General features: G+C 32.5%; 25 protein-coding genes. 5 read left to right on the top strand and 20 right to left on the bottom strand.

The genetic code is table 11. The features are described 5' to 3' along the window. Positions 1-41: 41 nt before the first annotated feature. The 12 genes from I6U48_RS00730 to I6U48_RS00675 all read right to left on the bottom strand — a co-directional run bounded on the left by I6U48_RS00730 (position 42) and on the right by I6U48_RS00675 (position 9,111). A complete protein-coding gene (locus tag I6U48_RS00730) occupies positions 42-815 on the bottom strand; it encodes a hypothetical protein (protein WP_218318484.1) in 774 nt (257 codons plus the stop codon). A gap of 429 nt (positions 816-1,244) precedes the next feature. Next, positions 1,245-1,394, bottom strand: a complete 150-nt coding sequence (locus tag I6U48_RS00725; protein ID WP_218318483.1) for a YvrJ family protein — start codon at positions 1,392-1,394, stop codon at positions 1,245-1,247. A 19-nt stretch (positions 1,395-1,413) separates the two neighbouring features. Then, entirely contained in the window at positions 1,414-1,632 is a 219-nt protein-coding gene (locus tag I6U48_RS00720) for a DUF2922 domain-containing protein (RefSeq protein ID WP_218318482.1), read from the bottom strand. A 14-nt stretch (positions 1,633-1,646) separates the two neighbouring features. Further along, positions 1,647-1,871: a DUF1659 domain-containing protein gene (locus tag I6U48_RS00715; RefSeq protein WP_218318481.1), complete on the bottom strand. Its 225-nt coding sequence runs from the start codon at positions 1,869-1,871 to the stop codon at positions 1,647-1,649. Positions 1,872-2,022: 151 nt separating this feature from the next. Further along, positions 2,023-2,505, bottom strand: a complete 483-nt coding sequence (locus I6U48_RS00710; RefSeq protein ID WP_218318480.1) for a hypothetical protein — start codon at positions 2,503-2,505, stop codon at positions 2,023-2,025. A 160-nt stretch (positions 2,506-2,665) separates the two neighbouring features. Then, a complete protein-coding gene (locus tag I6U48_RS00705; protein WP_218318479.1) occupies positions 2,666-2,830 on the bottom strand; it encodes a hypothetical protein in 165 nt (54 codons plus the stop codon). A gap of 57 nt (positions 2,831-2,887) precedes the next feature. Further along, positions 2,888-3,385 (bottom strand): nucleoside recognition domain-containing protein, encoded by a 498-nt coding sequence (locus I6U48_RS00700; RefSeq protein WP_218318478.1) that lies wholly within the window; start codon positions 3,383-3,385, stop codon positions 2,888-2,890. Then, positions 3,375-4,034 carry a nucleoside recognition domain-containing protein gene (locus I6U48_RS00695; RefSeq protein ID WP_218318477.1) on the bottom strand — a complete coding sequence of 220 codons (660 nt, stop codon included), beginning with the start codon at positions 4,032-4,034 and terminating at the stop codon, positions 3,375-3,377. The genes I6U48_RS00700 and I6U48_RS00695 overlap by 11 nt, the downstream gene beginning before the upstream one ends. A gap of 21 nt (positions 4,035-4,055) precedes the next feature. Further along, entirely contained in the window at positions 4,056-5,234 is a 1,179-nt protein-coding gene (locus I6U48_RS00690) for a M20 family metallopeptidase (protein ID WP_218318476.1), read from the bottom strand. A gap of 311 nt (positions 5,235-5,545) precedes the next feature. After that, positions 5,546-6,877, bottom strand: coding sequence for a hypothetical protein (locus I6U48_RS00685; protein ID WP_218318475.1), 1,332 nt, complete (start codon positions 6,875-6,877; stop codon positions 5,546-5,548). A gap of 410 nt (positions 6,878-7,287) precedes the next feature. Further along, positions 7,288-7,995 (bottom strand): aspartate/glutamate racemase family protein, encoded by a 708-nt coding sequence (locus I6U48_RS00680; RefSeq protein ID WP_218318474.1) that lies wholly within the window; start codon positions 7,993-7,995, stop codon positions 7,288-7,290. Between the two features lie 147 nt (positions 7,996-8,142). Then, entirely contained in the window at positions 8,143-9,111 is a 969-nt protein-coding gene (locus I6U48_RS00675) for an aldo/keto reductase (protein WP_218318473.1), read from the bottom strand. Positions 9,112-9,259: 148 nt separating this feature from the next. On the opposite strand from I6U48_RS00675, the gene I6U48_RS00670 reads away from it, so the two are divergent. After that, positions 9,260-11,713: a DUF5050 domain-containing protein gene (locus tag I6U48_RS00670; protein WP_218318472.1), complete on the top strand. Its 2,454-nt coding sequence runs from the start codon at positions 9,260-9,262 to the stop codon at positions 11,711-11,713. Positions 11,714-12,033: 320 nt separating this feature from the next. On the opposite strand, the gene I6U48_RS00665 is transcribed toward I6U48_RS00670, so the two are convergent. Beyond that, entirely contained in the window at positions 12,034-13,317 is a 1,284-nt protein-coding gene (locus I6U48_RS00665) for an L-cysteine desulfidase family protein (RefSeq protein WP_218318471.1), read from the bottom strand. Positions 13,318-13,340: 23 nt separating this feature from the next. Beyond that, positions 13,341-14,813: a MocR-like pyridoxine biosynthesis transcription factor PdxR gene (pdxR, locus tag I6U48_RS00660; RefSeq protein ID WP_218318470.1), complete on the bottom strand. Its 1,473-nt coding sequence runs from the start codon at positions 14,811-14,813 to the stop codon at positions 13,341-13,343. 393 nt (positions 14,814-15,206) lie between these two features. On the opposite strand from pdxR, the gene I6U48_RS00655 reads away from it, so the two are divergent. After that, positions 15,207-16,637, top strand: a complete 1,431-nt coding sequence (locus I6U48_RS00655) for a cell wall-binding repeat-containing protein (protein ID WP_218318469.1) — start codon at positions 15,207-15,209, stop codon at positions 16,635-16,637. Between the two features lie 163 nt (positions 16,638-16,800). On the opposite strand, the gene I6U48_RS00650 is transcribed toward I6U48_RS00655, so the two are convergent. From I6U48_RS00650 to I6U48_RS00635, 4 genes are all read right to left on the bottom strand, one after another. Beyond that, positions 16,801-17,631: an SDR family oxidoreductase gene (locus I6U48_RS00650; protein ID WP_218318468.1), complete on the bottom strand. Its 831-nt coding sequence runs from the start codon at positions 17,629-17,631 to the stop codon at positions 16,801-16,803. A 282-nt stretch (positions 17,632-17,913) separates the two neighbouring features. Beyond that, positions 17,914-18,501: a TetR/AcrR family transcriptional regulator gene (locus I6U48_RS00645; RefSeq protein WP_218318467.1), complete on the bottom strand. Its 588-nt coding sequence runs from the start codon at positions 18,499-18,501 to the stop codon at positions 17,914-17,916. Between the two features lie 367 nt (positions 18,502-18,868). Then, positions 18,869-19,996, bottom strand: a complete 1,128-nt coding sequence (locus tag I6U48_RS00640; protein WP_218318466.1) for an ABC transporter permease — start codon at positions 19,994-19,996, stop codon at positions 18,869-18,871. A 94-nt stretch (positions 19,997-20,090) separates the two neighbouring features. Further along, positions 20,091-21,002: an ABC transporter ATP-binding protein gene (locus I6U48_RS00635; RefSeq protein WP_218318465.1), complete on the bottom strand. Its 912-nt coding sequence runs from the start codon at positions 21,000-21,002 to the stop codon at positions 20,091-20,093. Between the two features lie 351 nt (positions 21,003-21,353). Here I6U48_RS00635 and I6U48_RS00630 point away from each other — a divergent pair, with 351 nt between their 5' ends. Continuing rightward, positions 21,354-21,641 carry an ArsR/SmtB family transcription factor gene (locus tag I6U48_RS00630; protein ID WP_218318464.1) on the top strand — a complete coding sequence of 96 codons (288 nt, stop codon included), beginning with the start codon at positions 21,354-21,356 and terminating at the stop codon, positions 21,639-21,641. Between the two features lie 95 nt (positions 21,642-21,736). Beyond that, on the top strand, positions 21,737-22,504 hold the full coding sequence (locus I6U48_RS00625) for an EFR1 family ferrodoxin (protein ID WP_218318463.1): 768 nt from the start codon (positions 21,737-21,739) through the stop codon (positions 22,502-22,504). Between the two features lie 208 nt (positions 22,505-22,712). Here the strand turns inward: I6U48_RS00625 and I6U48_RS29980 are convergent, their stop codons facing one another. After that, the gene (locus tag I6U48_RS29980; RefSeq protein ID WP_312890831.1) at positions 22,713-22,958 is read right to left on the bottom strand and encodes an SDR family oxidoreductase; all 246 of its coding nucleotides are present in this window, start codon (positions 22,956-22,958) and stop codon (positions 22,713-22,715) included. A gap of 25 nt (positions 22,959-22,983) precedes the next feature. Beyond that, complete coding sequence (locus tag I6U48_RS00615) at positions 22,984-24,102, bottom strand: aldo/keto reductase (RefSeq protein ID WP_218318462.1); 1,119 nt, start codon at positions 24,100-24,102, stop codon at positions 22,984-22,986. Between the two features lie 139 nt (positions 24,103-24,241). Between I6U48_RS00615 and I6U48_RS00610 the strand changes: the two genes are divergently transcribed. Further along, positions 24,242-25,066 (top strand): helix-turn-helix transcriptional regulator, encoded by an 825-nt coding sequence (locus tag I6U48_RS00610; protein ID WP_218318461.1) that lies wholly within the window; start codon positions 24,242-24,244, stop codon positions 25,064-25,066. Positions 25,067-25,080: the final 14 nt, after the last annotated feature.

The raw sequence follows: 25,080 nt of genomic DNA, 5'->3' as shown, positions 1-25,080 counted from the left end.
ATCTGACTCAACATTTTTCATAAAAACCTTTTACTTTTATTTTATTGTTTAATCTGCAGATCTCTGAAATTCTCCTCATGATCTTTCTGAACTGAAGGTAACGTTATAAGGTTATCATAGTTTACTTCGTAGTTCATTACAGAATAATCCTTTAAATTAATCATCATTTTTGCATCTCTTCCATCTTCCAGATTGCATAATATTCTTATTACACCGGAATTAGCAGTTTTACTAACTTTTATAGTATTACTCTGAATATTTTTTCCTACCTTACTAAAAAAATTTAAAATAGATTCTTTAACTTTTGTATCGTCAATCTCTGCCTTAAAATTCTGATCTATGTTGCTCATTCCAGTTATGGAGACTATTTCACCATTCTCTTCATCTATTACAACCAAGTCTCGAGCAGGACCAGGTTGTTTTAAGTCTGATGCAGGAATAAACTGAACATCTATAACATTTGCTGTAGACTTTTTGGAATTTTCCGCTAAAACTTCTGCATCTTTTTGGGGATATATATCTTTAAAGAATTCAAAATCATCCTTAGCATTAGTTCTAGTAACATGAGCTTCACCAAAATAATTTGCATCTAGTCCTAAATAATCTTTCATAGCTTTAGTAGCCATTTTAACTGCTTCTTCATCACTTATATTATCTTTGGTAACCACATTAGTATTACCATCTTTACTATCTACTGTTACAACCACATTTTTATTTAAAACTGATGTACTTTTACTGGCTGCATAGGTAGTTATTGAAGCAGAGCCTACTACTAATAATGCTAATGTAAAAACTAATATTCTTTTTCTATTCATACCAAACTCCTCCAAATTGTATTTAATTGGTTTGTGCACTAAACCTTACTACTCCTTTAGTATATACTAGAAATATGTACAGACTATCTTTCAGTTGTCACAGAGTTGTAAAATCAATAGAACTTTCTACCACAACCTAATACTCTTTAAAACTATAAATTCTATTTTATAGTTTAACATAAAATTATTTCAAAATTTTATCCAGTTGTTTCAAAGTTGTAACTTATAAAATCTTTCCAATGTAATAAATAAATCTAATTCAAATAAAAAAGAGGCTGTCGCACTTAGGTAAGTACGGCAAAAAGTAGACTTATTCTGCGAGCTATGTTACCAGACTTCGGCACTATGAAAATGCTTTCAGTTCTGGTAACATATCTCTCCGAATAAGTCTACTTTCTGCTTTGATTATCTGAGTGCGACTGCCCCTTTTTAAGCTGGATTAGATTTATTTATAACATTGGAAAGATTATTTATGCTCTGTGTTAACACCTCAAGCTTGCCTTCTAGCCGTACAAGCAGATATACAGAGACTGCTATGGGAAAGCCAACATTACCTATAATGTTTAACAGATCATTCATAAGCTATCTTCCTTTAAGCTTATTTAACTGATAAATCAGTGCTGTTTTTATCAGTAACTTCTGCCGAATCCTTTGCCTTTAAGTCTCCCCCGCTAGTTGTAAATATACCCTTAGCGAGTATTACATCCATAGCATTCTTTACTTCTGCTTCAGTCACATCCTCCTTCACATTGTTCACCCTTATAGCAGCCTTTTTACCTGCTTCGTTTAAAAAATTCATTACTAATGTTTTACTCATTTATCTTCCCCCCCTTACGCGTTAACTATTCCGCTTTGGTCTTCTCTTACTACTTCGTCTAAAGTTTTTCCAAGAAGCTTGCCAAGCTCAATAGACACATCATATATGTCTTGATCTTTTGCTGAAGTTTTCACCTTTGAAAACTTCATTGATTTAATTTTTTCCTTACCTTTGGCATCCACACCATCCTTATATTTAATTACTAGTGCAGTCTGCAGTTTTGTTGCTGTTGCAGCCATATTTATCAACCCCTTTCACTTAATATATATACAGCTCAAGGAAATGTAGGTAGTCAAAAGTAAAAAAGTTATCACAGAAAGATTTCCCTGTGATAACTTTTTTTAAAAAATTGCTTTATATATATTTTTCCAAGATGTACCAGAGGCAAGTTTAATCCAAGCTCATTGGTGCATAAACATTATATTTGAAAGTCGGGTATATGACTTCATTTACCATTTTGCTTTCCGCCTTATTGGCACAGTATGCCTTTATGGAAAGTGTCTTTATCATCATCGTATCATAGACAACGCTGGTTTTTGTAGCAATATTCGCGTTTCTTAAAATATCTGCAAACTCTTTACCATTGTCCATGTTGTCTGCTGTGATATCAAAGATATAAAGCTTCTCCTTCTCAGACTTTTTAACGACAAGTCCCGGAACCAGAGTCCCAATAAATGTTGCGGCACATATCGCCATGATGCTGAGTATGCCGTCTGACTTTGCCATCCTCACAACAGCAATCATGTATACAGTTGTAGACAACGCTGCTAGTAAGCTTGAAAAAAAGAACTTCTCACGAGTTATATATATGTTCTTCATTGTGCCCAGAGTGTTGTCGATCAGTTTCAGTAAAAATACTATTAAAATTTCCATTTTTCCTCCTAATTTCCGTTTCCATAAAAAAACAAAAGACTTTCGCAATAAAAATCACAAAAGTCGAATAATATCTTAATTTTATTGATAAAATTGTTTCACACCATAAGGCGCATTCTTATGTAACTTTATCAGTATATCATAAGAACATGTGGGTTGTCTACATATTTTTAGTTGAGTTTGGAATTTTAAATACCATATATTCTTCTTCATTAATAACCCTTAAAGAAATAACGTAGAAATTACTCATTCCTAAAAGCACAGCAAGTGTTAATGTTGATGAAAAAAGAACTAGATATAATGAAACTAACTTAGTTTTAAGCATCTCCTTTTTTGTATCACCTAAAGGTTAAAGAAGGTTAAAATCATATTTATAAAATTATTACATAAAGCTTAAAATAGCTCTTGTTATCAGCATAGCTATTACTGCATCAATAATAGGAACTGCAATGAGTAAGGGATGCCACTTTTTATTTGTATTGGCAACAATAACAATTCTAACATAATGGCCAACTAAGGTTCCCATAAGAATTGTTGCTGGGAATAGTATAGTTGCTTGTACAGCATTGATTGCGCCATTTGTATACAATGTTGCCGCTGCCGCTGCTCCAGCAGTTTTTGCAAAGAATGCTGCTATTAAAGCTACACTTGCTTTACCTGGTAAACCAAATACCATCATTACAGGATTAAGCAATTTACCAACTATATCTAATAAACCAGTTATTTGAAGGAATTGAATTATTGCATAGCCTAATATCATTGCAGGAGTAATGAGTTCTACTCCAATGTAAAAACCTTTTTTAGCGCCTGCCATAAAAGTTTCTATAATATTTTTTTTAGCTGCAAGATTATTTGAATTTTGTTGGACATTAGACTGCATTTTCAACACTCCTTTCGCTATTTCCATTATTCTTTTTAGCTGTATAGTATAATACAAATCTTACTATATTTGCTCCAAATATTTTAACAATAATTTGAATTGCTAATATTATCCCAATTGATAGTTTTGATATAGGGATTAATGGAGCGCCGCAGGTAATTGTGTTCATTATTACTGCTGAAGCCGCATATTGGAAGGATACAAAGATTGTACGTTCATTATCAGTAATTAACTTCTCTTCTGCTAATTCCTTTGTTAATACAGCACAAACATCTGAGCTTGTGAAGGAGCTTACAAAAGCTAATCCTGCAGAACCGGGAACTCCAAGTATTGGCCTTAGAAGCGGTGTGAATAATTTTTCAGCAGCTTTGAATGCACCTGTAGCTTCAGCTACATTAATGAGACCCATTGCAAACATTACTGAAGGTATAAGAGTTAATGCGAATAAAAACCCTTCCCTAATTCCAGTTCCATTTTGGCCACGAAAATTCATTTTTCCAGCAATTAAGCCAAAGTTGCCGCAGAGGTTTTCAAAATCAAGTGCTTTAAGTGGGCCGTTAAAGTCTTTAAATACACCAGAAAATACTATTATTAGCACTGCTAAGGATATCCAGCCTTTTAATGTTACCTTTTTATTTTCATTAGACATTTTTACTCCTCCTCATAAAGTTTATACTAAATCATCTTTTAGATTCATTACACAAGCAATTACAAATTTTGTTCTTTCAAATAAAGATTCTACCTCAGCATATTCTCTAGACGTATGATTCCACTCACCCTTAACTCCCACAGCACAAATTGTTGGGACACCTGCAATAACAGTGTTGGATGCATCTGATCCGCCTCCAGTTGTTTTTGGATACACTTCTCCAAAGCCTATTTCTATAGAAGTATTTTTAGCAAGTTCAAATAGATTCATCACGCCATCAGTAGTTTCCATAGGATACATAAAATTTTTAACTGTCAGCTTAGTTTTTGTACCTTCTACGTATGTTTTAGCTGCAATTTCTTCCAGGCTCTTTGTGATTTCAGCTTTTTTACTAACCTTTGTATATCGTACATCAATTTCTACCTTAGCATAGTCTGGAATTGCATTTGATACAGTACCACCTTGAATAGTTCCTGCGTTAAAGTTAATACCTTCTTCCCAATTAGTTAAGTTTTGTATATCAAGTACTTTATGAGCGATTTCTTCTATTGCACTTCTTCCTTTTTCTGGTGCATTACCTGCGTGAGCAGAAACTCCTTCCACTTCTAAAGTATATTGAGCAACTCCTTTACGTCCTACTATAATTCCGTTATCAGTAAAACCAGTTTCAAAATTGAATGCAGCTGTGAAACCTTTAGCTTCATTAATAAATAACTCAGCACCTGCTGGATTATTGCTATGACCTGTTTCTTCATCCCCAGAAATAATTAATTTTATAGGTCTTTCATTGTATCCCACTGAATTTAGAGCTTTAATGGCATAAAGAGCAATAACAATACCACCTTTCATATCTAAAACTCCTGGACCATAAGCTTTACCATTTTCAATTCTAAAAGGATTATTTTTAGCTGTATCTTTTTTGAAAACAGTATCCATATGACCTGAAAAAACAATTCCTTTTTTACGCCTATCTGTTCCAAATTCTGCTACGATAGAATTTCCCGCATTTTTGTACTCAACTATTTTTGTATTCATTCCTATATTTTCAATTATATTTTTTAATTTCACAGCCAAATTATCTACTGATTCCTTATCTCTAGCACCACTTTCTGTATTTACAAGCTCTTCCCATAAAGCTAACATTTCATTTTTATGAAAATCTATAAATTCAAAAGCTTTCTTTTTTTGTTCTAGTATCATCTAAATTCCTCCATTTATGCTCATTTAAGTTATAATAAATTTTACATTCATTATAATTAAGCTAAGTTTTAAACTTCTAAATTTTGTATATTTATACCATAATAGCTATTTAGGTTAATGTAATTATACTAATTATGTTTTTGACTGTATATTGTCTTTAAGTTGTCATTAACCTAAATATACTTATTATTTTTAAAATTAAGATATATTTAATCTAAAACATTGTTCAGTAGATCAAAATTATATTGTTAAAACACATAAAAATAAGTCTCTGGATTAATAATTTTTATAAATCCAGAGACTTTAAAATTTTAATAAATACATATTTTTATTAATCTGCTTGGTCTACCTGTATCAGATACTATTTTTTTACCAACAAATTCAGCAAAACCATTTTGTTCTAATTTATTAACTATTCTGTACATTGTTCTTGGTGTGGTACCAAAATATTTAGCTAATTCGTGAGAAGTGAAACAATCTTTTTTTTGCTGCTGCACAATAGTATACAGCTTGAATATTGTATTTATGCTTATTTCACATTTTTCGGCAATTTTTAAAAGCTTTCCATCAATTTTATTAGAACTTATCTTAGCTTTAGATTTTTTTAAATAATCGATAGGTCCAACTATTGTTTTTATATCGTATAAAATAAATGCTTTATTTCCACCATGTTTTTTAGCTTTTATCAAACCTAAGTTGGCATAATATCTAGATTCTCTTGCTGTTTTGCCATATCCTACACCTACGCTTATTGTACTCAAAGTATTTTCATTTACCATTTTAAATATATCAAATTTTTGGAGGTTATCTGTTTCAGTTTCTAAAATTTTCTTTGTAGAAAATAGCATAAATCCTCTAAAGTTAACTTCTTGTACTGCAGCTTCAATTTTTTGAGCAAATATATAGACTTGTTTAGAAACGTTCATATTTTCTAGAATTATTTGATACTCATCTTTATTAATTATAGATTCTTCATCTGGTAAATCTATTTCTAGAGAAATAGCAACTATTTGGCTGTATTCATTAACTTTTATTGAATGTTTTAATTGAAGTTTTAATAATGTGTTTCTTATAACGTCTCTTGTAGGTTGAAACAAAAAACAAGGAATATTATCATTAGAAAGTTTTTCATAAACAGGGGATATTGCTGTAAAGCAGCAAGAAACTTTCTTTTCGTAAAAATTTTTCTTGTGAAAAAAATATACCTCTTCTGAGTAAGTATTTTCCTGATATGTATATTTAGGACAAATATATATGTTTTGGCTATCTTTATTCAATTCAATTTCTTCATATGCTTCATATATTAAATCCTTACTATAGCTGTCAATGCTAATCTTAGAAATATCAAGTCCTTTAAACAAAGCATGTAATAACATTTTTAAAAGAGAACCAGAATCCTTATATATATAATCTGAAATAATATCAGGGAACATACTAGCATTAAACCAGTTAAAAGCTAGTTCTCCTGTAAATAGCAAAGCATCTATAGAACCTTCATTGTTTCTAATATATTTTAATAAATCATCTGTACTAGAATAATTCCAATACTCTATATATTCCGCTTCAATTTCATTAAAGTTATTTTTTAGCTCGTTTTTAATTTTATCGAAACGAAGGGGATGACCAACAATTAATAAATTCATAGTTCTAATTCTCCCTTTGAAAGTGTAAATTTAATACAAATCTCTGTGTATTTCGATAAAAGTAGCATAGCATAGGATAAATTAATTGACAACTTTTATTGTAATATATCCTCAAGCTCATTTTGTTTTAATTATCATCAAATTTTACACTTCTGGGATACTTGCGAAACTTGAAAAGGTTGAGTTTGCTATTTTTCACAATACCTATTGATTATTTGTAAACTAACAAGTAAAATATTAGTCTTATACTATTGCATTATATTTTTAAGAGAGCAAATTATAATAAACCTATAGTGGAAGCCACCAGAAACTGCTTGAAAAGAAGTTATTTAAAATCGCTTATGATTTATTATAATTAGAAATTTAGAGAACATTCCTAATAAAAAAACATAAAATTCTTTAAATCTAAATCACTTGCTACTTACTTTATCCAAAGCAAATTCAACAGCAGAAACAGCATGTATTGTTGTTGTATCAAAAATTGGAATATTAACATCCTCTTGCTTTATTAATAAAGGTATTTCTGTACATCCAAGTACTATTCCCTCTGCACCCTTTGATGCTAACTGCTCTATTATTCTTTTATATTTTTCTCTTGAAGCCTCATTTATAATTCCTTTACATAGTTCCTCATAAATAACCTGGTGGACAATATCTCTATCAGCTTCATCTGGAATAACCACATCAATATTAAATTTATCTTTCAATACTTTTTTATAGAAATCTCCTTCCATAGTAAATTTAGTTCCAAGCAATCCAACCTTCTTCATTTCTTTTTTAATTATTTTTTCACCTGTTACTTCCGCTATATGCAAAACTTTTATTCCTACTTCATTTTCTATATCACTTGCCATTTTATGCATTGTATTTGTACATATTACAATAAAATCAGCACCTGCTTTTTTAAGACTTTCAGCAGTATTAACCATGATCTTAGTTAGTTCTTTCCACTTATTTTGGTGCTGCAATGCTTCTATTTCTTCAAAATCCACTGAATACATAATACACTCTGCAGAATGAAGTCCTCCTAATTTTAATTTAGCAGTTTCATTTATAATTCTATAATATTCAAGTGACGATTCCCAGCTCATTCCACCTATTAACCCAATTTTTTTCACTTAAGACATCTCCTTTTTAAATTATCTTTTAATCTTTTTATTCCTATAATTATTTTATAGGATAATTAAATTATACCAATTGGATTAATTTAAAAAACCTCCAATTCAACTTTTTATAAAAGCATCCAATCTATTTAATAAAATATATTATTTGTTTTCTCTATACTCCAGATACTCTAAAATCTCTCTATTAAATTTAAGGTCTGAAGCCTTTAAACTATCCTTAAGCTGCTCCTCATTTCTACAGCCTACTACCGGAACAGTTACAAAAGGCTGAGAAGTTAAATATGTTAGAACCACATCACTTATGGTCATCCCCTTCTCCTTTGCAACTTTTTTTACTCTTTCATAGCCATCCAAATTCTCATTATTAAAATACAACTTTTTCACAGCATCAGACAATCTATTCTGGCTTAACTTAGTGAAAAAGCCATTAGCTTGTGAAGAGTAGGGTATGGCTGCTAAAGAATATGTATTATGAATTTCTCTAGCTTCCTTATCCATGACTACTAAGGTTTTATCTTCTAGATTTTCAACGTTGAGTTCTGCATAACTCCACATATTTTGATTAGCTACAAACCCATTAATTTTTTTCTTTGCTGCATAGTCTAAAGCTTCTTTCATTCTATATGCCTTCCAATTAGAACATCCAAAGTTTAATATTTTACCACTTTTAACAAATTCATTTAAATAGTCAATTATTTCTTCCACTGGGCGGTTTTCATCATCACGATGAAGCCAATAAATATCTATATAGTCAGTTTTAAGAGCTTGCAGACTTCCTTCCAAATCTGACAAAACTTCTTTTTTTGATAAACGAGATACATTCATAGCTCCAAAGTCAGGATGAGCACCTTTCGTTCCAATAATCATGTTATGTCTATTTTTCTTTATTTTAAGCCATTCTCCTATAGTCTTTTCACTTATACTCTTTTCCCCCGGAAGCCAATCTGAATATATATGAGCAGTGTCAATGAAGTTGCCACCTTCAGCTTCAAAAAGATCTAAAAGCCCGTGGGACTCTTTCTTAGGGATTGTTGAACTTCCCATAAAAGCAGAACCTAAACATATGGATGAAACTTTTAACTCTGAATTATTAATATTTTTATATAGCATACTCTCACCTCTTTTTCTATTTTACAGAACTTTTTTATAATATTCTATAAAAAAGAATTTGCAGAAGCATTGAATACATTTCCAGTAGCTTACTAGTATCAAAAAAGTTAAAATGGTGTTAACAACTTATTAATATTTGGAGGAAAATATGGAAAATAGAAAAGCTTCATCTATATTGTGTTTATTTACGATACTATTGGCTACCTTAACCTTTACAAGCAAAACTCAAGCAGCTTCTCCTGATGTCACTAGAATATCTGGCTTAGATAGGTATGAAACAAACCTATCAATAGTAAAAAAAGGTTGGGCAGAAGCACCCAATGTAATAATAGCTAACGGTGAAAACTTTCCTGATGCACTTTGTGCTGCACCACTAGCAAAATCTAAGAATGCCCCAATAATTCTTACATCCAAAGACAAACTCAATAGTTCAGCCTTGGAGGAACTTGCCAAGCTTAAAACTAAGAATGTGTATATAATAGGGGGAACTGGAGTAATATCTTCTAGTATAGAAAATCAGCTAAAAGAGCTTGGTATAACTTGTACAAGACTTGCTGGTGAAGATAGATTTGAAACCTCTGTAAAAGTTGCAGAACAGCTGACTACAGAGAATGGCATTGCAATAGCTTCAGGAGAGAATTTTCCAGATGCATTAAGCATTGCCCCTATAGCAGCTAAGATGGACATGCCTATTTTGTTATCCTCAAAAGACTCGCTGCCTAACAAAGTTAGCACATATCTAGAGGATAAAAATATACCAGTTTCCTATGTTGTTGGCGGTGTAGGTGTTCTAAGTTCTGATATAAAATCATCTTTAAAGAATCCAAAGCGTTTAAGCGGTATGGATAGGTATGAAACAAATATAAGGGTTTTAAATGAATTCCAAGACTCCTTAGATCTTACTTCAATGTTTGTTGCCTCCGCTAATAACTTTCCAGATGCTTTGTCTGGTAGTGTTCTTGCTTCCAACTATAATGCTCCAATAGTACTTGTAGACAATGCATTTGGACAGGCAACTTATGATTTCCTAAAACAACAAAACTGCAAGACAGTTAACATTCTTGGCGGCACTGGAGCAGTAGATGCTATTGCAGAATATAATTTAACGAACATGGTTAAATATTCAAATATTGTTAGAGTTGATGATATATCAGATATAGCCTTTATTAATGAAGACTATCACTTTCCACCTAAGGCAATTGCAAGCTTTGAGGATGGATCTACAAAGTTTGTTCCTGTATTGTGGAATTCAAAAAAAGTAGATACCTCCAAAGCAGCTGCCTATCAGTTTGAAGGTACTGTATCAGGCTATGATGGAAAAGTCAAATTGAACTTAAACGTAGTAGCAGACACTGATGGTTCAACTCGTAATATTGGTAATGGTACAAATGTTGCCTATTATAAAGGTTATCTGTATTATTCTACTTCAAAAGACGGCAACAAGGTATATAGAATTAAAGATGATGGCACTGAACTTACAAAGATAAGTGATGACTATGCCTTAAATATTAATATTGCAGATAATCATATTTATTACAGTAATTCATCAGATTCAGGTAAAATATACAGGATGAATCTTGATGGATCGGATAAAACAAAAATAATAGATAAGTATTCTGTTTTTACTGTAGTTAAAAACTATATATATTATAGTTATAAAAACCAGCAAGAATCTGGATTTTACAGAATAAATACCGATGGCTCTAACAATACTAAATTAAGCAATGATTACACTTATTACTCCATGAGTATAGCAGACAATTATATTTATTATGCTAACTCAAATGATAACGACTCTATCTACAAGATGAAAATTGATGGAAGTGGAAAAACTAAACTATGCAGTGATTCATCAACTTCTATTAACCTTGAAGATGGCTGGATATACTATGAAGCTGCTGATGGCACCTTCACTGAGAAAGGCCCTGGATATAAACTTTACAAAATTAAAACTGATGGAACAGAAAGAACCAAAATTTCTGATGACTTTCCTGCAAGTATGATTGTCTATAATGGATGGATTTATTATAGAAGCCGTTTAGATGGAGATAACCTATATAAAATACGAGTAGATGGTTCTAATAAAACTCAACTGACAAGTATTAGGTCTGAGGTAATCTCAATAATTGGAGGACTAGTTTTCTACCAGGCTATGGATTATAGTGACGGAAATTTTATGATAAGACTGGATGGTACTTCAAATTCTAGATTTATATCAACCATAATCAGTGAAAAGGAATCAAATGATACATTTGCTTCAGCTATGGAACTTAATTCTTCACAAAACTACGGTAATGCAGCTCCAATACGAGGCCGACTTGAAAAAGATGATGTGGATTTCTTTAAGATTACAGCTAGCACTTCAGGTTATTTAAACATTACATTTGTTTCCCCTAGCATAGGTAAGAACGCTGTGGTAACTTTAATGGATGTCAATGGCAAAACTATATACAGTACTCCAGCTAAGTACAACGGAGTAACATCCTTTGCAACAATGATGTATCCAGGCGCTACTTGCTATATTAAGTTATCCTCACCTCATGGAGAGCTTATTGAATCTGGACTTTATGATCTATCAACTTGGTTTACTCCTGCACAATAAATTGGCAAAACAATTATTAAGGGGCTATAGCACTATAAAGAACTACACCAGAAAGTTAACTTATACGCAGGGAGATGTTTCCTAAGCTGAAAGCACATATAAAAACTTTTTAGTCAATCTTAACAAAACATTTTAGAAAATCTTAGGAGTTTTTATATGTTTGAGGTACGAGTTTATAAAAGCTTCTTAGATTTTCAAAATGTTGAGTTTTAGATTGACTAAAAGTTTTTATAGTGCTGAAGCTTGGAAACATCTCACGGAGTATAAGTTAACTTTCGGTGGTTCTTCTCTATAGTGCGACAGCCCCATCTATCTTAAAATTAACATCTAGTAAGCATGATATTAATTATTTCTTTGTCTGTTTCCTTCATACCAACTTTTCCCAGATGACCTATATTTGCAATTGTATTTTCTACTCCCTTTGCAATAATACCATCTCCGCCCCTGAATTGTTGTCCTTCTTTATACATGAAATAACCTAAAATACCGGCATCAACAGCTGAAGCTATTTTTCCTGCACAAGATGGTTTAGCTCCATCACAAACAATCCCTGAAACAATTGCAACTGCATTTACTATTGTATGTGCAATTTCTTCATAACCATCACCATATAAATATGCAATACCTGCTCCACTTCCACAACCTGCACATATTACTCCACAAAATGCAGATAAACGTCCGATACCTGTTTTTAAATGAAGAGTTATAAGATTAGATATAACTAAGGCTCTATATAGCTTTTCTTCGCTAACCTTTAATTCTTTTGCATATTCTATAACTGGCAGCGATGTTGTCATGCCTTGATTACCACTTCCTGAGTTAATAATAACTGGTAATTCACAACCACTCATTCTTGCATCAGAACCTGCTGCTGCCATAGCCTTTGCACGAATCTTTACATCATTTCCATAAGTCTTTAAAAGAACACTTCCTACATTTGCACCATAGTTTCCTTCAATTCCTGCCTTTGCTATAGCTGAATTATATTCTATTTGTCTTGATAAAGTTTCCTTCACATCTTCTATAAGCACAGTGTCAGCAAATTCAATAATATCTTTTACATTCAATAAGCTTCTGTCAGTAAGGCCTTTTTCTTTACCTTCTACTACGCTTCCTTGACTAAGTAAAACTTCTCCATTTTTCTCTACGTGTACAATATTCACATGATATTCTGATATACGTAATTTTACATAGGCTTCTTTATAATGCATAGTGATTATAATATCAAATACTATACCTGTATCTGCTAATTTTACTTCTATGCAGCCTCTGTCCAAATATTCCTTTGTAAGCTTTTTCTCTTCTTCACTTACCTTTGAAACAACCTCTAATACTTTGTCTGCTTTACCTGCTATAATACCAACTGCAGCTGCTGCTTCTATTCCCTTTAACCCATTTGTATTAGGAACAACTACGCTTTTTACATTTTTAATAATATTTGCGCTAGCTTCAACTATTACTTTGTCTGGAATTTCACCTAATATTTCTCTTGCCTTAGCAGCACCATAAGCTATAGCTATAGGCTCAGTACATCCCATTGCTGGAACCAATTCTTCCTTTAATATTTGCAAAAATGCTTGATAACGTGCATCATTTCTATCCATGAACTATTCCTCCTAAAGTTTGATTATAATCTATATATTTCATCTAGACTTTTTCTTAGTCTATTCATGCCTATAATTATCTCTTCATTTCCAGGGTAAGTGAAATTTAACCTAATAAATTTACTTTTCATATCATTTTTAGTAAAAAAGAAATTTGATGGGATATAATTCACTCCATTTTTAATTGATTTTTCTAATAATAAATTCAAATCAATACTATCTGGAAATTTACACCACAAGTAAAAGCCTCCTTGCGGTTTATAAAATTCTATCTCTTTAAAATTTTTTTCTAATTCTTTTATCATTAAATCTCTTTTCAAAAGATATTCTTTTCTAATTTTTTTAATATGACTTTCATAATAACCTTGCCTTAAAAATTCACATATCATATGCTGACTTAGAGTATTTACATGTAAATCCGTTAGTTGTTTAAATAAACTCAATTTATTAATTACTCTTTCTGGTGCAACTATCCATCCAACTCTTAGACCTAAGGAAATAACCTTTGAAAAGGTACTTAAATAGACCACATACCCATTTTTATCTAAGGCTTTTAAGGAGGGTAATTCATCTCCCTCATATCTTATTTCACCATAAGGATCATCCTCAATTATAGGTATACCATGCTTTTCAACAATTTTCATAAGCTCGTATCTTCTTTCTAAGCTCATTGTAATTCCAGTTGGATTTTGAAAATTAGGAATGCTATAAATAAACTTAGGTTTAAGTTTATTTATTAAGTATTCTAATACATCAACACGAATTCCAGCTTCATCAATAGGTACTCCTACAACCTTAGCCCCTAAGGTTTGAAATAATTGAATAGCGCCAAAAAATGTAGGTTCTTCCACTAAAATTACATCATTAGAATTTACAAAAGTTCTTGCAACTAAGTCTAAACCCTGTTGAGAACCTGAAGTAATCATTATATTACTAGTTGCTACTCTAACTTCTCTATTTAACATTAGCTTTTTGATTTCTTTTTTTAGCTCAATATTTCCATCAACTGGACTATGTAAAAACATATCTTCCAATTTACTTTTGGATAAATTAATCTGAACCCTTTCAAATTCATCCTTTGGAAATGAACTAGGTGAAGGAATTCCACCCGCAAAAGAAATCATTTTACCATTATCCTTAGTTTTCATTATTTTACTCATAACGTCATCATAATTGTTTTTAGAGCTTTCATTATATATCTCATCCCAATACAAATGCTTTTTGCAATTATTTGATTTGTCAATCAATTCGTCTTCATTACAAAAAGCAACATAAGTTCCCCTGCCAACATCTGAATTAATAAGGCCTTCAGCCTTAAGTTCTTCATAAGCTTTGTTAACTGTACTTCTGTTAACCTTTAACATCTTTGCAAGTTCTCTTTCAGATGGCAGCACATAATCTAGAGGAAGTCTCTTAGAATAAATCATGTCTCTTATTTGATTTTTTATCTGAATATATAAAGCAACTTTATCATTTCTATTAATATTAATCCTCATATAATCACTCACTTAGCTAAGTTTGTCCTTAATGTATTATATCATTTTAATTTAAATAATAAACCTCCAATTTAAGCTTTTAAAATACCATCCAATTTATTTATTGCACTAAATTAATTATTTACAAAATAGCTTAAAAAAATAAAAATATAAATGGTACTTATTAAGGATAGAACTATGCAATCTAAAATGCAAATTCAACTCTATTTTTTGCAATAGTTGTAACACACTAGAATTTTATGATATAATTACCAATGAGGGATTTAAACAAATAAAATCCATTTAGGTGCTCTTCATAAACTAAAAAATAATTTAAACAAGTAAAGCTATTTCTCAAGTTTTTATACCCAATAAATTTGTTAAATGTAAATAATAAGGAGGAAATATTGGCTTATGAGAACTAGAAAATTATTAACTGCGGCTTTAGCATTGTTTATTTCGCTATCTCCATTTGGTATATTACAATTTGATAAAGTTAAAGCTAGTGAAAATCAAATTCAGGATGTATTAAGAATAGGCGGCGCCGACAGATTTGAAACATCTGTGGAAGTAGCAAAGCATGGTTGGACTAATTCAAAAGACATTGTAATAGCAGAAGCTGAAGGAGATAACGATTTTGCGGATGCTATAACAGGTACATCTCTTGCCTATTATTTAGATTGTCCGATACTTTTAACTAAAATAAATAGTACACCTGATATAGTAAAAGATGAAATTAGCAAATTAGGAGTAAAAAATATTTATATATTAGGAGGAACTGGGGTTATTTCAAAATCTCAGGAAGATGCTTTTAAAGCTAAGGGCTATAACACAGTACGAATAGCCGGGATGGATAGATTTGATACAGCATGTAAAGCAGCTGATATTCTAAATTCTAATTCTAAGGTAACTAAAATATATATTGCCTCTGGATATACATTTCAATATCCTTTAATTGCAGCACCCTATGCAGCCAGCGAAAGAGCTGTAATACTATTTACAGACGGAAAAAATCTTGATAGTACAACTAAAAATGAAATTGTAAAATTAGGAGTTAAAGATGTATCAATAGTAGGCTCATCTGGCATAATTGCATATAGTGTATCTGAGCAGCTAAGTGATTTAGGTATTAAGCCTTTTAGAGTAAATGGAAATACACCTCAAAGTATAGCCTCTAATTTTGTTAATATTAGTGGAATCAATAATAAAGGAATATCCGTTGTAAGTGATAAGATGTTTCCAGATGCACTCTCCGCCTCCATATTAACTGCTAAAAATGGATATAACATGTTACTTGTAGGCGATGAATTTAATTATACTATAAATAACAATGTAAAACATGCATTCATATTTGGTGGAACAGGTGCTGTAAGTGATTCAATAGAGAATTATATAAAGAACCTGGGAAACACTAAAGATATTTCTGATAATCAAATTTATCAACTATTAGAAAATTCTCGATTAGCAGAAGAAGATATTATCCTATCAGTAGAGTGCAAATCATCAAAGGATGAAAAAATCCCTATGCCTAAGCAGTATGATAGCTATGAAAAAATTAAGGATTTTCTTTCAAATTATTATACAGATGATTGTGTTACAACTATTATGAAGGATTTTTCACAGTTAACAACTGTAGATGGAAAACTAGTATCTCCTCCTGGCGGTAATTTGGGAGTATCCTTCAGTGAGGGTGTATGGACCCTTAACTCTAGGGAAAATATTGATAATAATACTATTCAAGTTAGTTATACTAGGCATGACCTAGATAAGGTAATGGATAATATATCAGTAACTTTAAGCTGGACAGATAATACTTGGAAAATCTCTAGCCTTAAATACTATTAAAAAAGAAGAGCATGGATTTCTGAAAAATCAGGTCTATGCTCATTTTTTATTAAGTATAAAAAACGGGGCTGTCGCACTTAACAGCCGAAAGTAGACTTATACTATGATAATTAATATTTTACTGTTTCAAGCTTGAAAGTTTTTGATAAAATCAACACTAAAATCATTTTTTAAAGTAATCCCCCTGTTCGAGATCCAAGATCAGGGTAGGATGCACTGGCCTCCAGTTCAGGAGCTCTTGAGTCTGTGAACTCGATCTTGGTATGTCAAGAGCTGCAATAGGACCTAGAAAACCAAAGTGAGCCTCTGCCTCTTCGCGTGTAATACTGACTACAGGTAAGTTCAGATGACGGCCGATTACATTAGCGATATCACGGAACGGTATACCCTCATCTCCAACTCCGTCCAGCTTTGATCCTGCTGGAGCATTCTCCAGCGCCAAACGGAAAAGGCGTGCCGCATCGATACGATGTACAGCCGGCCAGCGATTTGACCCATTGCCGATGTATGCCGAGAAACCTTTTTCACGGGCGATATTGATTAATCGTGGAACAAAACCCTTATCGTCATCCCCATGCACAGACGTTGAAAGCGCCACAACCGATGCCCGTACGCCACGCTTTGCAAGCGCCAAAGTGGCGTTATCTGATGCTGTACCATTTGCATGAGCTGTAGTCAAAAATGGCTTGCCAGTGCCCTCAAGTACTTCCCCCATGGCCTCGATTGCTTGTAAATCTGTGACAAGTGAACCAGCAAAATCCGAGAAATCGTGCTTAAATGCCAGATGAATAACGCCATCTGCAATAGCAGCACCACTACGAAGGCTATCCAGGTTATCAAGTGAACCTTGGTGCACGACCGCTCCAGCTTCCTTTAATTTTAACGCACCATCATCCGAACGTGTTAAACCAATAACTTTATGTCCAGCATGGATGAGTTCCCGGACAACCTCAGAACCGATATACCCTGTTGCTCCTGTTACAAAAACACGCATAAAAAATCCTCCTTAAAAGTTCTGAACTAATATTATAAATTACATTTATTATAATTTGTAACTTGTAACATAAATAATATCACATCACACTACAAATTACAATATATTAAATATGTAACTTGTCATTAATTTTATAAAAATGTTGTTCCCTCTTTCAGTTTGATAATGCTTTTTTAATGTCTAGCCAGAGTCTTAGAATACAAATAAATAACGCCCTCAACAATCCTATTAAGAAAGTCAAGGGCTAAAAAATTTTAGCTCATCGTATTTGGAGTTTTTGATTCATTTATTAGGATTTTTAAGTCCTCTTATCAAAAGATTTATAACAGATTCTATATTTTGCTTTCGATTAACGGCTTCAAATGAGTTTGGATGTATAAAAGCACTAGTTGCAAGATATACAGCTATTGCAGCTTTATGAGGAAATTCTTCAAAAAATATACCCTCTGTGATTCCTTGAACTATAATCTCTTTAATGCTATTAATTCCATCTTCTATACTTTTTTCTATTACATCCATTGAGCTTTGAGCAAGTTTAAGATAATTAGCAAACATTTCAGGATCATTAACGGAGCTTCGACGCTTTGCTTCTGCAAAATCCTCAAGTAAACGAAAAAGTTTAATATCAGCAGAATTATCTTCCTTTAAAATATCCTTTGAAGAAGCATGCAAATTTGAAAGCCATCGTTCTGTAACAGCATTCCAAAGGTCAGCTTTTCCATTATAATATCTATAAAGTGCAGCATGGCTAACTTTTAATGATTTTGCTACGTCAGAAATATTCGCTTTTTCTGGTCCGAAACGGCGAATAACTTCTTCTGTTGCATTGAGTATTATTTCTTTATCTAACGAAATCTTATCCAAAGTCATCACCTCTTATACAAAGCAGTAGTAGTTTTTAAAATCTATACCCAAGAACAGTTTTTTCTAGTCTCTTGTAAAGACATCAATATGCAATTCATCGTTCAAAGTTCTAATATTCATAGAATACTTTAATAACAATATTAAAAAAATTATTATAGTCTTGAATTTAATTGAGATTATTTCTTATTTGATTTTTTAATTATACCACTGCTAGTTTTAGGTTTCAAGTTACGTTAATTGTAATTATACAACGAGCACAGTTCTTTTAATCTGTCATTCCCATTTCTGTTTGCATAACTGGAGTAATAGAGTGTACAAAGGTAAGTCATAACTGATGAGGCTGTCTCAATTTTCATTTTAGATATCCATGCTTTTAATTGGTTGCTTTATCGTAAAATTTGTTGTATCTAAAATATGCCAGAATAAAAAAGACTATCCCCATGCCACACAGAACTACAACATTTGGCCATATGCTCATCAAGGTACCTCCGTGTCCAAAAATCGAAACATAACTCCTTTGTATCCAATATTGAGGAAAAATCATAGCTAACTTTTGTATTACCGAAGGTAATATTTCTATTGGAAACCATAATCCTCCCAGGGCAGACCCTCCTATTACTATAAGTTGAACAAATATCATAACTGTCTGTTGATTATCAGATATGAAAGTAAGAAACAATCCCAGCGCCGTTCCTACAAAAGCCAGCAAAAGTGTAACTATAATCAGTGCAGGTACGTTTCCTAGGGAAAATTTAAAATATAAATGTCCGAAGGTATATAATGCCGTAACTTGAATTAAAACAACTATAAAATTAGGTATCCACATTCCAATCATATATCCATATTTTTCGATAGGTGTGGCCATAAGCCTAGCAAGCATACCGGATTCTTTATCTCTAAAGAACGACTGGGCCATTATTGTTATTATAAAAAATGCAAACATTACTGTATAACCAGGAAGTACCTGAGCAATTCCCATGCTTTGTGAAGAAGCTATCTCATTTCTCTTCACTGAAAAAGGTGGCGTGAGAATTTTATCAGCACTATTTCCAGCCTTTGCCTTAATATATTGCTTTATCTGCTGTTGCTCTATACTTTGTGCTGTACCCTCCAGGGCTGATAAGAATGCTTTGCTTATATCCGAAGATGGATCAAAATGTACATCTATCTGAGGCTGCTTTCCAGCTTGAGTTTCTTTTTGAAATCCCTTTGGAATTATAAAGTAAATCGGGTATTTATTATTTTCAACATAGTTAATGGCACTCTGCACATCACTTTCATTTATCATCCTGAACCCTTTAGAATTCCCAAATGAGCTAATAAGCTGCTTTGACATTTGAGTCTGATCCAAATCTGTATAATGAATATTAAATGCTATATTCTTTGTACTGCTTACACTGCCAATCAATAAAATGAAAACCATTGGCATTATAAACATAAGCATGTAAGTTCTTCTTTCTTTTATTCTCAATTTAAACTCCTTTATTATTAATGAAAACATACTTCCACCTCACTTAATTTGTCATAGCATATAGCCTGATCTTAACCATTACTACAATCTAGCTATCATAAAGACCCCTAATTGCTTAGACTTACTACTTATCTCTTAGATTTTTGCCTGTTAGCATAAAGAAAATATCTTCCAGATTCATGCGGTAAATCTCCAGCTGACTTACATGTTTATTATTTGAAAGTAAATATTTACTTATGCTTTTTATTGTCATTAATACATCTTCACTTAGTATCTGATATCCATTTTCAAGTTTTTTAACTTTTCCAAACTGCTGCAGCTCTTCTGACTTAATATCTTCTCCTGCTATGTAAATTGAAGGCTTTGAATGTTTATCTATAATTTTATTGACGCTTCCACTTTCTAAAATATTACCATGATCAATGAGTACCATTTCTTCGCATAAATTTTGTACTTCTTCCATGTAATGGCTTGAATAAATTACGGTTTTCCCTTCGCTTTTTAATCTCTTGATTATAGAGTAAATATAATTACGGGATTGAGGGTCAATACCCACTGTTGGCTCATCCATAATTACAAGCTGTGGATTGTGCATAAGAGCACAGCCTATATTTAACCTTCTCTTCATACCGCCAGAGTAATTTTTAACAGCTTCATCCCCTCTGTCCTCTAAGCCTATATCCTGCAAAGTCTTATTAACTTTTTCCTTTATCTCATTCCTTTGTATTCCGTAAACACCACCAAAAAACTCAAGGTTATCTCTTGCCGTCAAAGTATTTTCGAGAACAAGATCTTGAGGCACATAGCCTATAGACTTTTTCACCTCATTTCGGCTTTTCTCAATTGATTTTCCATTAAAAAAGATTTTGCCTTCATATTTTCTGGTTATCCCAGCTATAACTTTCATTAGTGTTGATTTCCCGGCACCATTTGGTCCAATTAGTCCAAAACAAATTCCATCATTAATAGTAAAACTGACTTGATTTAGAGCCACATTTTTTTCATAGCTTTTCTTAACATTCTTAAGCTCTATCATGAATTGATCACCTCTCCGTTATTCATAATAACTATACTTCTTTTTTCAAAGAATCCAGTTAAAAATATCATTTATAACTTGTTTATCAACATACTGTGCAGCTTTATATTCTTTTTTGCTTTTAGTATCTTTCCATAGACTGAAGGCATGAACATATGGTGTAATATTCTATTCTTGTTTATTATGAACTTGTAAGCTAAGAAATAACCATGTGATAATTTCCTATATTTTTGTCCAAAACTATTCTGCTCCAGTCCTTTCATTTAAATGCATATTGACAGTAGTCGATTTATTTGTTAATATCAATTCGATAGTTATCAAAATTTGATATCATGAAATTGGAGATTGCTTATGGATACTCAAAAAATGGCAAAAATATTTAAGGCACTATCTAATGAAAACAGATTAGAATTATACTTAAAAATAGTAGAGGCTTCTGATGATGGTTATTGTAATAATAACGAATGCTTTATTACTGATATTATCCATTCCCTAAATATAGGTGCACCTACTATCTCTCATCATATTAAGGAACTAGCAAATGCTGGTTTAATAACTACTGAAAAAAAAGGTAAATTTCTAATTTGCAGAGCAAATCAGGAATTGGCCAAAGAAGTCAGCAAGTTGTTTAAATTATAATAAATAATAATTATGTTATTAAATTTTCATCCAACAATTCGATAGTTTTCGAAATATAAAACTTTAAATCTAATTAATTATCAAGGAGGTTCATTATGAAAATATTTTATTTTACTGCTACTGGAAATAGTCTATATGTTGCTAAAAGATTTGGAGGTGAACTTTACTCCATACCAAAGGTTTTAAATACTAATGAGCTCAGTTATGAAGACGAAAAAATAGGTATCATATTCCCTTGCTATGGATTTGCTGCTCCAGGCATTGTCCGTGAATTTATGGAGAAGGTAACCTTAAAAAGTCCTTATATCTTTGCTATCTTAACATATGGAAATACGATAGCAAACGGTGTTGGATGGTTTACAGAATATGCGAAAAAGAATAACATAACTATACACTATGCAAACAGTTTACTTATGATTGACAATTACTTACCAGTATTTGATATTGAACAGCAGAAATTAAAACAAAAAAATATAGAAGAAAACTTGAATCGTTTATTGATAGATGTTTCTGAAAATAAAAAGTATATTCATAAAGGCTCATTACTAGATTCCTTTATGACCAATGGACTTCAGGGTCTATTAAAGATAATTCCTAACTTTAATTCGGTAGAAAACTTTTCAATTAACGATAAATGTACTAGTTGTGGAACCTGTGTCAAGGTCTGTCCTCGAAATAACCTTTCTATAAACAAAGAGCTTAAAAATAGTAAGCCCACATATGGGGATACTTGTGAGTATTGCCTTGCCTGCATTAATCTATGTCCGCAGAAAGCAATAAAACTAAAAAAGGAAAAAAATCCTGATGCTCGGTTTAAAAATGAAAATATAACTTTAAAAGAAATTATAGATTCTAATAGCTAACTTACTAATATCATTTTTTTAGAGGACAGAGGACAATAGACAGAGGACAGTTAAGGAGGATTTTCTGTAGCGTCAGCGGAAGAAAAGCAACCTTCACTGTCCTCTGTCTATTGTCCTCTCATAAAAATTATTGCTTCGCATAATTTTTATAGTGCAACAGCCCCCATTTTAGCAAAAAAGATTAATTTCTATGATAATAACTTGTTAATTACAATAGCATACCGCCAGAAGCCTCAATTCTTTCTCCAGTAATCCACCCCATTTCATCGCTACAAAGTTCTTTTGCCATATATCTTGTCATAACTTCAACTGCGCCTTTCATTGACGCATAGGCACTCCATCCAGGTGTAGTAAAACGTGCCAGACCGGAAGAAAAATTAATAATTCTACCATTGTCGGCAAGGTATGGCAGAAGATTTTGGGTTAAAAAGTATACACCCTTTTTATTTGGAATGGCTCGACTTTTTTCTTCATATATATTATTTTTCCAATTCTTCAGCTATAGTTTTTAAGTTCTCAATAATATTAATATGCTGAGGACATACCCTCTCGCAGTTTCCACAGGCAATGCAATCTGAGGCTTTACCGCTTGTCATGGTTTCAAGCGAGTAGTTAAGCTTCGCACCTTTTACATCATTATAAGTCATCTTTCGGTTATATGCAGCGAAAATATGTGGAATACGTATATTTTGCGGACAGCCCTTAATACAGTATTCGCAGGCCGTACACGGAATGTTCGGAATTTCGCCCAGCACTTTCCTAGCCTTTTCTATAACAGCACGCTCTTCTTGACTCAATGGCTTAAAATTGTCCATGTAAGAAACGTTATCACTAACCTGATCAAGCGTAGACATACCACTCAGAACTGTAATGATATTATCCAGCGATGCCGCATACCGTATTGCCCAAGAAGCTAAGGAAACATCAGTATTTGCATCCTCGAATATTTTCCTGACACCACTTACAGGATTGGCCAAGAGTCCACCCTTTACCGGTTCCATTACGACGATGGGTTTGTGATGCTTCAGTGCCACTTCATAGCATTTTCGAGCCTGAATAGTAGGACTTTCCCAGTCGTCGTAATTCAACTGGAATTGAACAAATTCCGTCTCTGGGTGCTCCGTCAAAACTTTATCCAACGCCTCCGCATTGTCATGGATTGAAAAACCTATATGTCGTACAATTCCTTTTTCCTTTAACTCCTTAAGATAATCCCACATACCGAAGTCATCAAATACTTTTGTACGGCTTCCTCCCAAGTTATGAAGCAAGTAAAAATCTATATATTCCAAGCCGGTGCGCTTCAGTGAAGTCCAGATCATATTCTTGGCCTCCTCTGCGGTTTTAACAATCCAAGCAGGGCATTTGGTTGCAATTTGAAAGCTTTCACGGGGATAACGATCAACGATTGCAGCTTTCATTGCTTCTTCTGATTTACCACCGTTATAGCCCCATGAGGAATCAAAATAACTAAATCCTTTAGATATAAACAAATCAACCATTTCCTTTGTCTGTTCAATATCAATTTCTTCACCTATCATAGGAAGACGCATAAACCCGAAACCTAATTTCGGAATGTTTTCACCTAAATATACCATAATTAATTCACTCCAATCCAAATAGTTTTGTTTGCCATTTATTTTTATGATATATTCTAATATATCAGAGTTAAAATAGTCCAACCATATTGTGGTTATCATACGATTGAGAGTAGTAGGATATATTAGGAGGAAAAAAATGAAAGACATTACATTACAACAGTCACTTGGTGAATTTTTGCGTGCAACTAGAGAACGCCTTACACCAGAACAAGTTGGATTGCCTTCACATGGACGCCGCCGCACACCTGGACTTCGCCGCGAAGAAGTCGCTCAGCTTGCAAATATCGGCGTTTCTTGGTATACATCTATAGAACAAGGAAAAAGCGTAAACCCTTCTCATCAAGTATTGAAAAGTTTGGCTGATGCGCTAAGATTATCTGATGATGAACGCCAATATCTTTTTTTATTATCTAAGTCAGATGAAATAGAAGAATCCAAAATTTATAAAGAAATTAGTACGGGATTAGAAAGAACTGTTTTCGCACTGGAACCTCATCCTGCATATATAATGGATAAATACTGGGATTTACTATTATGGAATCGTGCAGCAGAATTTTTATTTCAATTCCCTCCCTATTCCGAAAGCATAAATCCAAAAACAAATATATTACACCATTTTATAATTAATCCATATATAAAAGAAATTGAAGCAGATTGGGAAGAACGAGCTAAAGGCATGATTGCGGCATTTAGGGCAGATTGCGCTCGGCATCCTCAAGATGAGAAGTTAACAGCAATGGTTGAAAAATTTAGGCAAGAAAGTGAATTCTTCAATTTATGGTGGCCTCGTCATGAAGTTAAGACTATTAATGATTGTCACAAGTTATTGAATGACTCTCGAATTGGAGAATTGGAGTTTGAACATGTGAATCTTCAACTATCAAACTATCCTGATTTGAAATTATCGATTTTTACTGCCTCGCCTTCTACCGCAGAAAAGCTTAAACAAAAGATATATTAATAAGATTAGTTTTG

It is taken from the genome of Clostridium thailandense (assembly GCF_019207025.1).
Taxonomy (GTDB): Bacteria; Bacillota; Clostridia; order Clostridiales; family Clostridiaceae; genus Clostridium_AM; species Clostridium_AM thailandense.
The sequence above is the reverse complement of the archived record's forward strand: the minus strand, read 5'-3'. Positions and strand labels throughout refer to the sequence as shown.

Coding starts and splice junctions, on each gene's coding strand:
- I6U48_RS00730 (WP_218318484.1), bottom strand. CDS start 815: ATGAATAGAAAAAGAATATTAGTTTTTACATTAGCATTATTAGTAGTA.
- I6U48_RS00725 (WP_218318483.1), bottom strand. CDS start 1,394: ATGAATGATCTGTTAAACATTATAGGTAATGTTGGCTTTCCCATAGCA.
- I6U48_RS00720 (WP_218318482.1), bottom strand. CDS start 1,632: ATGAGTAAAACATTAGTAATGAATTTTTTAAACGAAGCAGGTAAAAAG.
- I6U48_RS00715 (WP_218318481.1), bottom strand. CDS start 1,871: ATGGCTGCAACAGCAACAAAACTGCAGACTGCACTAGTAATTAAATAT.
- I6U48_RS00710 (WP_218318480.1), bottom strand. CDS start 2,505: ATGGAAATTTTAATAGTATTTTTACTGAAACTGATCGACAACACTCTG.
- I6U48_RS00705 (WP_218318479.1), bottom strand. CDS start 2,830: ATGCTTAAAACTAAGTTAGTTTCATTATATCTAGTTCTTTTTTCATCA.
- I6U48_RS00700 (WP_218318478.1), bottom strand. CDS start 3,385: ATGCAGTCTAATGTCCAACAAAATTCAAATAATCTTGCAGCTAAAAAA.
- I6U48_RS00695 (WP_218318477.1), bottom strand. CDS start 4,034: ATGTCTAATGAAAATAAAAAGGTAACATTAAAAGGCTGGATATCCTTA.
- I6U48_RS00690 (WP_218318476.1), bottom strand. CDS start 5,234: ATGATACTAGAACAAAAAAAGAAAGCTTTTGAATTTATAGATTTTCAT.
- I6U48_RS00685 (WP_218318475.1), bottom strand. CDS start 6,877: ATGAATTTATTAATTGTTGGTCATCCCCTTCGTTTCGATAAAATTAAA.
- I6U48_RS00675 (WP_218318473.1), bottom strand. CDS start 9,111: ATGCTATATAAAAATATTAATAATTCAGAGTTAAAAGTTTCATCCATA.
- I6U48_RS00670 (WP_218318472.1), top strand. CDS start 9,260: ATGGAAAATAGAAAAGCTTCATCTATATTGTGTTTATTTACGATACTA.
- I6U48_RS00665 (WP_218318471.1), bottom strand. CDS start 13,317: ATGGATAGAAATGATGCACGTTATCAAGCATTTTTGCAAATATTAAAG.
- pdxR (WP_218318470.1), bottom strand. CDS start 14,813: ATGAGGATTAATATTAATAGAAATGATAAAGTTGCTTTATATATTCAG.
- I6U48_RS00655 (WP_218318469.1), top strand. CDS start 15,207: ATGAGAACTAGAAAATTATTAACTGCGGCTTTAGCATTGTTTATTTCG.
- I6U48_RS00650 (WP_218318468.1), bottom strand. CDS start 17,631: ATGCGTGTTTTTGTAACAGGAGCAACAGGGTATATCGGTTCTGAGGTT.
- I6U48_RS00645 (WP_218318467.1), bottom strand. CDS start 18,501: ATGACTTTGGATAAGATTTCGTTAGATAAAGAAATAATACTCAATGCA.
- I6U48_RS00640 (WP_218318466.1), bottom strand. CDS start 19,996: ATGTTTTCATTAATAATAAAGGAGTTTAAATTGAGAATAAAAGAAAGA.
- I6U48_RS00635 (WP_218318465.1), bottom strand. CDS start 21,002: ATGATAGAGCTTAAGAATGTTAAGAAAAGCTATGAAAAAAATGTGGCT.
- I6U48_RS00630 (WP_218318464.1), top strand. CDS start 21,354: ATGGATACTCAAAAAATGGCAAAAATATTTAAGGCACTATCTAATGAA.
- I6U48_RS00625 (WP_218318463.1), top strand. CDS start 21,737: ATGAAAATATTTTATTTTACTGCTACTGGAAATAGTCTATATGTTGCT.
- I6U48_RS00615 (WP_218318462.1), bottom strand. CDS start 24,102: ATGGTATATTTAGGTGAAAACATTCCGAAATTAGGTTTCGGGTTTATG.
- I6U48_RS00610 (WP_218318461.1), top strand. CDS start 24,242: ATGAAAGACATTACATTACAACAGTCACTTGGTGAATTTTTGCGTGCA.